At 37.3% G+C, this 8,504-nt stretch carries 9 protein-coding genes and 1 pseudogene (1 of these 10 only partly in view); 4 read left to right on the forward strand and 6 right to left on the reverse strand.

The window, feature by feature from the left end:
• Positions 1-36: 36 nt before the first annotated feature.
• Positions 37-306: an ImmA/IrrE family metallo-endopeptidase gene (locus EEL30_07220; protein QDX95695.1), complete on the reverse strand. Its 270-nt coding sequence runs from the start codon at positions 304-306 to the stop codon at positions 37-39.
• Between the two features lie 19 nt (positions 307-325).
• Between EEL30_07220 and EEL30_07225 the strand changes: the two genes are divergently transcribed.
• Positions 326-616: a hypothetical protein gene (locus EEL30_07225; GenBank protein QDX92180.1), complete on the forward strand. Its 291-nt coding sequence runs from the start codon at positions 326-328 to the stop codon at positions 614-616.
• A 301-nt stretch (positions 617-917) separates the two neighbouring features.
• Here EEL30_07225 and EEL30_07230 read toward each other — a convergent pair whose 3' ends face one another.
• The 4 genes and pseudogenes from EEL30_07230 to EEL30_07245 form a co-directional block, all read right to left on the reverse strand.
• The gene (locus tag EEL30_07230) at positions 918-1,481 is read right to left on the reverse strand and encodes a hypothetical protein (GenBank protein QDX92181.1); all 564 of its coding nucleotides are present in this window, start codon (positions 1,479-1,481) and stop codon (positions 918-920) included.
• A 278-nt stretch (positions 1,482-1,759) separates the two neighbouring features.
• A complete protein-coding gene (locus tag EEL30_07235) occupies positions 1,760-2,248 on the reverse strand; it encodes a hypothetical protein (protein ID QDX92182.1) in 489 nt (162 codons plus the stop codon).
• A 367-nt stretch (positions 2,249-2,615) separates the two neighbouring features.
• Complete coding sequence (locus EEL30_07240; protein QDX95696.1) at positions 2,616-2,747, reverse strand: aspartyl-phosphate phosphatase Spo0E family protein; 132 nt, start codon at positions 2,745-2,747, stop codon at positions 2,616-2,618.
• 492 nt (positions 2,748-3,239) lie between these two features.
• Positions 3,240-4,526, reverse strand: a pseudogene (locus EEL30_07245) (XRE family transcriptional regulator).
• 584 nt (positions 4,527-5,110) lie between these two features.
• On the opposite strand from EEL30_07245, the gene cwlD reads away from it, so the two are divergent.
• The gene (gene cwlD / locus EEL30_07250; protein QDX92183.1) at positions 5,111-5,833 is read left to right on the forward strand and encodes an N-acetylmuramoyl-L-alanine amidase CwlD; all 723 of its coding nucleotides are present in this window, start codon (positions 5,111-5,113) and stop codon (positions 5,831-5,833) included.
• A 151-nt stretch (positions 5,834-5,984) separates the two neighbouring features.
• The gene (locus EEL30_07255; protein QDX92184.1) at positions 5,985-7,082 is read left to right on the forward strand and encodes an MRP family ATP-binding protein; all 1,098 of its coding nucleotides are present in this window, start codon (positions 5,985-5,987) and stop codon (positions 7,080-7,082) included.
• A 182-nt stretch (positions 7,083-7,264) separates the two neighbouring features.
• On the opposite strand, the gene EEL30_07260 is transcribed toward EEL30_07255, so the two are convergent.
• Positions 7,265-7,894, reverse strand: a complete 630-nt coding sequence (locus tag EEL30_07260; GenBank protein QDX92185.1) for a spore gernimation protein — start codon at positions 7,892-7,894, stop codon at positions 7,265-7,267.
• A gap of 128 nt (positions 7,895-8,022) precedes the next feature.
• Between EEL30_07260 and EEL30_07265 the strand changes: the two genes are divergently transcribed.
• Positions 8,023-8,504, forward strand: the 5' portion of a protein-coding gene (locus tag EEL30_07265; protein ID QDX92186.1) for a hypothetical protein. It continues 127 nt past the right edge of the window; the window shows 482 of its 609 coding nt (coding positions 1-482); it begins with the start codon at positions 8,023-8,025; its stop codon lies off the right edge, out of view.

The raw sequence follows: 8,504 nt of genomic DNA on the forward strand, positions 1-8,504 counted from the left end.
TATAGTAACCTAATCCAATAGACTTGTAATCCAAGGTTAATAAAAAATGTGTAAATCCGTTGGTATATTACACCTTAGCAAGAAACTGGTTAGGGTTTCATCGTATTCAATCTTTTTATCACCTATTAATAAATGTAGGGCGAATTGGTTGGTTCCGCGTTCAATTTTATCAATAGAAAAAAGCGTGTTTCTCCGTAAAAAAGGAGTATTGGTTTGAGGGTGTAGAACGTGATGTCCTAGTTCATGGGCGATTGTGTATAAAGTTTTGAAATCATCAAGCTTGTTATTGATATGAATAATGGGGATTTGTGGAACAAATCAACCTATGCCAAATCCCACATGGAACCGTTGGGCGGTATTCCAGTATTCCGATTGTGGGAAAGTGGCTGGTATCAAAGGCAACGTAGACATGAACTGGATGGAAAAAGACTTTTGGGATATACACATGAAGGAGGAAACAACTGTGGATAAAATGTTAGCAAATGAGCTTATTTTGGTTTTGAAAACACAATGGAAAGTTAGTGACGCAATGGGCATGAAGGATCAAGCGAAATACCTTGGTGAACTTGCTGATAGGGTAAGGATTGCTAGTGGTCAGGAGCCGCAGAATAAATAAAGCATGAAAACTAAAAGAAGCCAATCCTCTTGTTATAAGGTTAGTTTCTTTTATAATGTCCATATACGAAAGATATGACTTTACAAAAAATCTGCTAGATCAAAACTTAATAATGTGGAAAAATAAAAACAGTGCTATCATTTTTTGTTTTTCCTAATCATCATAATAATTCCGGCTATTACTCCTACGATAACAACCAGAATAATTATGCCCGAGATACCGAATCCTGACATTGGTTCCCCTCCTCTCAAAAAAATAGTTACATTCCAGTAGAATGTAACTATTTTATACTTATTTTCTTTTATCTTCCAGTACCTGCGATTTCAAGAGTTGATGAATCATTTTTTACAGAACTAGATGGAGTGATTGTATAATAGGCAACTGTTGCTTGGAAATCTCGGTCAAAAGTAAACTCGTAAGAACTTTTTGTGCTACTTGTCCAATCGTTAGTTATATCCAAGTCAGCCACTCTACCAATACCGCTTTTACCAACTGCACCATAAGCAACCAATTTAACGTTAGTTTTGTAATGAGTTGGTTTTCCTTTAGATATGTTTGTTTCGATAGAGCCTGAAATATTATTTTCCCAAATTCCTAAATCTAGTTTAACATTTCCAGATATACTGCCTGTAAAAACTTTATTTGAATCACTACCACTTACTTTCCACGATTCTAGTTGAGAAGCAGAAACAGTTTTTCCTGTAGGGGCTTTAAAAGCGTAAGCTTGCAGAATAGCCAAGTCTTCTTTAGAAACTGGCTCACCTATCTTGTAGTTGTCAGCAATTCTTGAAAGCTCTTTTTGAGCTTCTTCTTGGGAAAGAGTAGGCGCTTGAATACTTTCTTGTTGATATTTTTCTTGATTCAAATCTACTGCAAACGCTGAACTTGTTCCGAAGCCAAACCCATAATCAATCCTGACGTTATTTTTTACATATTACAAAAACCTCACTTCACTATATATTTTTAATATTAGTTTGTCGTGACTTTTTGATAGGTTACTCTTTTTTCAAGCAAGATGTCCTTAGCCTCACGTTTCAACTCAAGACGGCGTTCAGACCATTCTTCTTTTAGTTCTTGTTTTCATAATATTCTAGCTGGTTCTTGCAATTTCAATTTCTTGATAAGAGTCACCCCATGTAGAACCTAGTCTAATTCTTTTTTTGTATTAGCGATACGTACCGAGAATCTACCTTCCATGTCAGCTCGACTCGAAGTAAAGCTGATCTTATAATCACCGACACCCCAAGGTTTACTACTATAATCTTCCCAAGTTTTTCCGGGTTTTACTGTTCCGCTCATTTTCTCTTTACCATCTTCATCCGTGACTACAATCGTAATTGCTTTAGAACCTGTATTTTCTACCCATACTTTTACCCACCCAAAGCTCGGATTAACATAGAAGCTTTCTGTCATCTCTGTATTGTTGGCAAGTTTTTGGTTCTTAATTACCTTTCTACTTTCCATAGGATTAATAAGTGCTTGAGGAGTAGCACTAGATTTAATACTTGTGACTTCTACTCGATCCGTCCCAGCCTGCTTCACATTATTAGCTTCAACAAATGTAGGCATAACACTAACACCAGAGAGTACGCAAGCCAAAGCCAAAGTTCCAAACATTGTATTCTTTTTCATGAACATTCGCTCCTTTTTTAGGTTTCATATAACTTGAATCCTCAAAATATACCGTTTAGAAAATATTTACACAGCATCCTTTTTCAGTATAAATATTTTAGGAATTTTTTTCACCTTTTTATAACTCTTAAAATGATCTTAGCATCATCCTTTAGATCAATACGTCGCTTAGACCATTGGTGTCTTAATTCTTGTTTTCGTAATATTCTAGCTGGCTCTTTCAATTTCAATTTCTTGATAGGAGTCACCCCATACCAACATAATGGACATTCTAGTTGTCTTAAAGGAATAGCTGAAACACGGCTGTTTATATGCCCCAAAGGGTTTCGTAAGGTTCCCGTACAGCGTATTCTCATCGACAACCAGTTTAGTGTTTTGTAAGCTTTTGAAAGACAACGATGTACTCATCTAGTTGTTGGCTCATCTGCAATACTTCTGGATGTAAAAATGAGCCTTTCTTGAAAAACCGATGCTCTAACTCTTTACGGAGGACTTCTATAAGCTTCTGTAAATTGTTTTCTAATTGAAAATCTTCTGTTTTCTTATCCTGTAAATGAGTGGTAGAATATCCTTGAGTAACTTTTTTTGTTGCTCAAGGTGGGGGCGTTCCTGTTAGTTTAGCGACCGTAGGAACGCCCATTTGTATTATCAAAAGACATACACTAATTACAACCCCTCCCTTCTTCCTCCTATGTATTATTTTACCATCAGTTGCAATAACTACCTTTAAAATTTTTTACAAAGAAACGTTCTTCAAATTCCGACAAAATGTTGCAAATTTCTCAAAAAAAAAAGAGCGCTGTAATTTAAATAGCGTTCTCTTTTTCTTAGAGACGAAAAACACTTGAATTAATGACCAGGATCATACACATACTGAATTATCTTAGCTTCTGCAACATGAGAGAAAGAATTAATAGAGCCTAAAGAAATTACTATTGCTAAAGTCATGAAAATCGTAATAATTGCCTTTTTCATCTTAATCCCTCCTATGCTAACTAATTAACTTATTCTGCATAATTCCATTATATACCTTTTGGAGCTTATGCAACATTTGTAAATCAAGATTTTTGTTGTTTGATATATAAAAATCTAATATGTTTTCCATACATTGAATGATATCTTGATAAGCATTGATTTTTCCATATACAGACATGCTGTTAAGATAGCTATCTAATCCTTCTGAGAAAGCTTCAACTAATATTTGATAAGTACCTTTATGTTGATAATATAATCCCATTGAATAATATTTGTAAGGTGTTTTCTCTTCCATAATCAAAAAATTATCTTCTTGAGAAATTAACTCTGCAATGGAATCGAACTTTTCCATTTGCAAATACAGTTCAAATAATTCATTAACTGCATGAATTTTTGAACCCTTACTGGTGTTTTGTAGGCACTCAAGTAACAATGGGATGGCTGTTTCGTATTCCTTTTTCTTCGCTTTTACTATTGCCTGAGTCAAACTAGCTGATTCATTTACAAAATGATAATTAAATGCTTTATAAACAATGAGATGGCTCTCAAGTTCATCATATAACCCTAGAAAATAGAGCGAGTTAATCATTGCTAAATACGCTCTTGCTTTTAGCTCTGTATTTTCCTTTTCTAAATTAAGACCCATCTTACATAGTTCAACACACTCTGAAAATTTCTTAATATTATGGGCATGTAGCGACATTCTGAAGTAAAAGGTTATCTTCTCTTTTTGAGATAAAAAATCAACATAATGAATGATTTCTTCTCCCACTTTAAACGACTCTTCCAAACACTTCAAATCTTCTCTCTCAATCAAGTATTTCTGCAATAACCCTTTGGCTATGTAATGTGGTAGTCCATGCACTCTGGCGTAAGTAACAATAGCGGTGTAAAGAGTTACCTTTGCATCGTTGTTTGTACTAGTGTTTGCAAGTGTATACAAATGGTCTAACGACGCATACATCTCTTTTTTAATGTTTTCTAGGAATCTGTTCGCTACTTTATTGATCAAAGAGGGGTTAGAAATTTCAATAGCTTCTGTTAAAAAATGATCGTAAATTCCATATCGGTATTCTGCCTCAATACAGCGTTCAATGATATCTTCGTAAGGAATGTCTAAAACATCTGCCATTGGTTTTAGAGTTCTTAACTCTGGGCACTTGGTCTCACCTGTTTCGGTTTTTTAAATAACCCCCTTGCTAACCCCTGTCAGTCTTGCTAATTCAGATAAGCTTATGCCTAATTCTGCTCTTTTATCTTTTATCAGTTCCCCCAGTGTTGTGAAAGTTAAAATTTCGTCCATACAAATCCCCTTCCTAAATTAATAAAACATGATATTTGTTAACATTCTACCTTGAATGTATATTTTTGTAAATAATAATAAAATTATGTAATAAGTATTTATAGGATTATAGCGTAGTGGATAGTTTGATTTTTTTCACTAATTAAATAGATGAAAAGAAGCAATAGACCACTAAAATTACAAGTGGTCTATTTGCATCTGATTCGTCAACTGCTTTTCTATTTTTTTCCGTTAATTGTTAAACCGAATTTCCCCTCATCCCGTGACCATATTTTGACCATATTTATATCAAAAGCAAACCGAAAATATCTTACATAAAATTTATACTTTCCTATTATAGTGCCGTTATTCTTACTTATCCTTAATGGCACTTTTAAGAACGTAAAAAATACGGTCTTAAAGCAGCTCGTCGCGCGCCTCAGTTCTCTAAACGTTAATTTTGGTGTCTACGGCCAAAACCCTTGTCTCTACGGAGGCAGGGGTTTTTTCGTGTTTTCTCGCCTGACTTTATAGACAACCCCGTCATAATTGTCCACTTTGATCCATATGATGAAGAAGAGAATTGGGACAAAGGGGCGGTCGAAGTGACTAAAAAAGTAGTAGGGTGGGTACTGGCCTGCTTTCTGCTCGTCATCATATTTACGTACAAGTTACCCGCACATTCTTCTTGGTCCACCTGGACATTGCCACTGGCAGGTACAGTGATAGCAATAGATGCGGGACATGGTGGTGTAGATGGTGGTGCAGTGAGCAAGGATGGAAAGGTTATTGAAAAAGATGTGGCGTTGCCTATCAGTTTATATTTACGTGACTTTCTACAGGAGTCAGGGGCTTATGTAATCATGACGCGTGAAGATGATCGAGACTTGTCATCAGAGGGTGCTAGTAAGCTGAGAAAGCGTAAATCAGAAGATATTCGCAATCGAGTGAAGTTCATTAATGAAAAGGCTCCAGATTTTTTAGTTAGCATTCATTTAAACAGCATTCCACAGGATAAATGGAGAGGTGCTCAAACCTTTTACTTCCCTGGCTTTCAGGAAAGTAAGACAATGGCCTTTCTGATTCAGGATGAGATTAAGCGTGTATTAGAAAATACGGATCGTAGTCCAAAGCAAACTGATGATATTTTTTTAATTCGTGAGGTGAAGACTCCCTCTGTCCTTATAGAAGTAGGTTTTCTATCCAACTTTGAGGAAGCCAAGAAGCTGGAGTCAGAAGAATATCAAAAAGCGATGGCAAACGCGATCTACCAAGGGATATTACGTCATTATGCTGGTGAAAAGGGTACAGTTACAAGCACACCATAGTTTGGGTGTGCTTGTTCAGTCTTTAACTATGCTATAATGAGGGCAAAAATTAGGAAACAGCAAGGGAACACCATGTGATTTACTAAACTAGGCAACGGGTATGCGTACCCCTAAGCCTGTTTCCCAACTAGAAAATCGAGGTGGATTCAACATGCTAACAAAAGAAAAAATTCTCGAAGCACTACGTGACGTTAAAGATCCTGAGATAAATCGCAGTTTAGTAGAACTTAATATGATTCGAAATATTTTGGTTGATGAACGGCACGTTTCTTTAGAAGTGGTGCTTACCATATCTGGCTGTCCATTGAAAGTCAAAATTCAAGATGACGTGGTGGAAGCCATTCGTGCATTGGGCGCAGAACAGGTCGATGTTCGCTTTGGAACTATGACGGATGAGGAACGAGCTGCACTAAGCTTACAATTGCGTGGAGGGCAAGCTACTGCGTCTAAAGGCCAAGGACCAGGACAGACAAATGCTCTGCATCCTATACTTGCAGAAAACTCAATGACTACCTTTATTGCTATTACCTCAGGTAAAGGTGGAGTGGGTAAATCTACGGTAACAGTTAACTTGGCAGTTTCCCTAGCTCGTCTAGGCAAAAAAGTCGGAATTATTGATGCAGATATTTATGGATTCAGTGTTCCGGATATGATGAACATTGAGCAACGCCCTACTGTTATTGGACAAACTATCTTGCCAGTAGAGAAGTTTGGAGTAAAAGTAATGTCGATGGGTTTCTTTGTAGAAGATAATTCCCCCATTATTTGGCGTGGCCCAATGCTAGGTAAAATGCTTCGTAATTTCTTTAGTGAAGTACATTGGGGAGAAGACCTAGATTACCTCTTGCTTGATCTGCCACCAGGAACAGGGGACGTGGCTCTTGATGTCCACACCATGATTCCTCAGAGCAAAGAGATTATTGTGACCACTCCACACCCGACGGCAGCATTCGTAGCGGCAAGAGCGGGAGCTATGGCAATGAAAACGGGTCATAAGATTTTGGGAGTGGTGGAAAACATGGCTTGGTATGAAGCAAAGGATGGTTCCAAGGAGCATGTCTTTGGTCGTGGAGGTGGCTCTAAATTAGCTGAAACGCTAGCTTGTACGATGATCGCCCAAGTACCACTTGGCCAACCAGAGAATCATCCGCAAGAACCTGATTATTCTCCATCCATCTATAAGGCTGATACCGCCATTGGACAAATTTATATGCAACTGGCCCAAGATGTCGATCGGCTATGTAAATAATAGTTTAGAAACGCATACAAACAAAAAACATCAGATTTCTGGTGTTTTTTGTTTGTAAGGACAAAATAATCATGACAACAACAACAACATATAAAGACCTGAGGGTTACCCATTGACTAAAAAGAAAAAGGTGAGGGAAGGCTCACCTTTTAAGGGCGGGATGCATGTAGACGAAGAAGAATTTATTCCCTATCCATTTTCGATTTCTTTCCCTTCTTCTTCTCCCCTTTCTTTTTTCCCTCGTTCAGACTCTGGGGGCTCATCATGTCTTCTTGAGCCTTCGTCATAATTTTTAGCATTTCTGCTTGAAACATAGGACTTTCCAAGCTATCTTTCATAATTTGCATGGTTTGTTTGCGATAGACGGAGGTTTTCATCAGATCAAGTAAGCTTTTTTCATACTCGGGGTCCTTGAGAATACTAAGCATCATTTGCTGATACTCAGGGTCTTTCATAAGCTCCTTCAACAGTTTTTTATTCTCATCCTTCATGGATTTAGCTAAGGTACTGGTGAATTTGGGATCTTTAAATGCTTGCTTGATGTGAGGGTTGTCTGGTTTTGCTATACTTTGAATAAGCGTGCTGCGAACCGTCTCAGGATTCATGATGAGGTTCTTTTGAAAGCTCTCGTCTTTCATCATGGTTTCCATGGTTTTTTTTGCTTCATCCGTTTGCAAGATATCTAGAACCATTGTCTTGGTGGATTTATAGTCAGGCTGGGATTGGCTTTGCGACGTTGTTCCACAGCTTGATAAGAGAAGACCACATGCAACCACAGGTATCAGTGCAAAAGTGAAACGTTTGTTTAACATAGCAGTCTACACCCTCCTTTTACAGTCCTCAGCTATTTATAAAATGTGCAGTTTCTTGTTTTCTTACGCTAGAATTTTCTTGCATGCATTGGTAAAATCATTAGGAGCCAATGAAGGAGGGACCAGCCTTGAATTTGCGTAATTATGGATGGCTATTCGGTACAACATTGTTGTTAGGCGGTATCGGTGGAATGTTAATGGGGTTAGTTACCCAACAGGATTTATACCATGGTTCTATTGCCAATTTCTTTATGGGATTATTGATGCATTTGTTATTAGGTTTAACGACCAGCATTGTAGCCCAGATGGGTTTCTTTGCGTATATGATGTTTAATTTTCTTGTATTAAATTCAATGAAGAGCAAATCCTTGCGAAAGAATATCCAAATTTTCTTTATATTATTTGCCTTTTTTGACATGGTTTATTTACGGTATGTAGCCTTTGGTCAAGGTGGTTCCGTGCTTCCGTATTTTGTTGAACCTGTCTTGTTGTTGGGAATAGCATTACTAACGGCATATGCTAAAGTAAAAGTTACGAATCCCACGGCATGGATACCTACAATATTTTTTATTTTTGTAGTAACGGCCATAGAGTGGCTACCGGCGTTAAA

The organism is Brevibacillus laterosporus (genome assembly GCA_007833815.1).
GTDB classification, from domain to species: domain Bacteria; phylum Bacillota; class Bacilli; order Brevibacillales; family Brevibacillaceae; genus Brevibacillus_B; species Brevibacillus_B laterosporus_D.

Excerpts from the sequence above, each read along its gene's own strand:
- EEL30_07225 (QDX92180.1), top strand. The coding sequence starts at position 326 with ATGCCAAATCCCACATGGAACCGTTGGGCGGTATTCCAGTATTCCGAT.
- EEL30_07260 (QDX92185.1), bottom strand. The coding sequence starts at position 7,894 with ATGTTAAACAAACGTTTCACTTTTGCACTGATACCTGTGGTTGCATGT.
- EEL30_07235 (QDX92182.1), bottom strand. The coding sequence starts at position 2,248 with ATGAAAAAGAATACAATGTTTGGAACTTTGGCTTTGGCTTGCGTACTC.
- EEL30_07255 (QDX92184.1), top strand. The coding sequence starts at position 5,985 with ATGCTAACAAAAGAAAAAATTCTCGAAGCACTACGTGACGTTAAAGAT.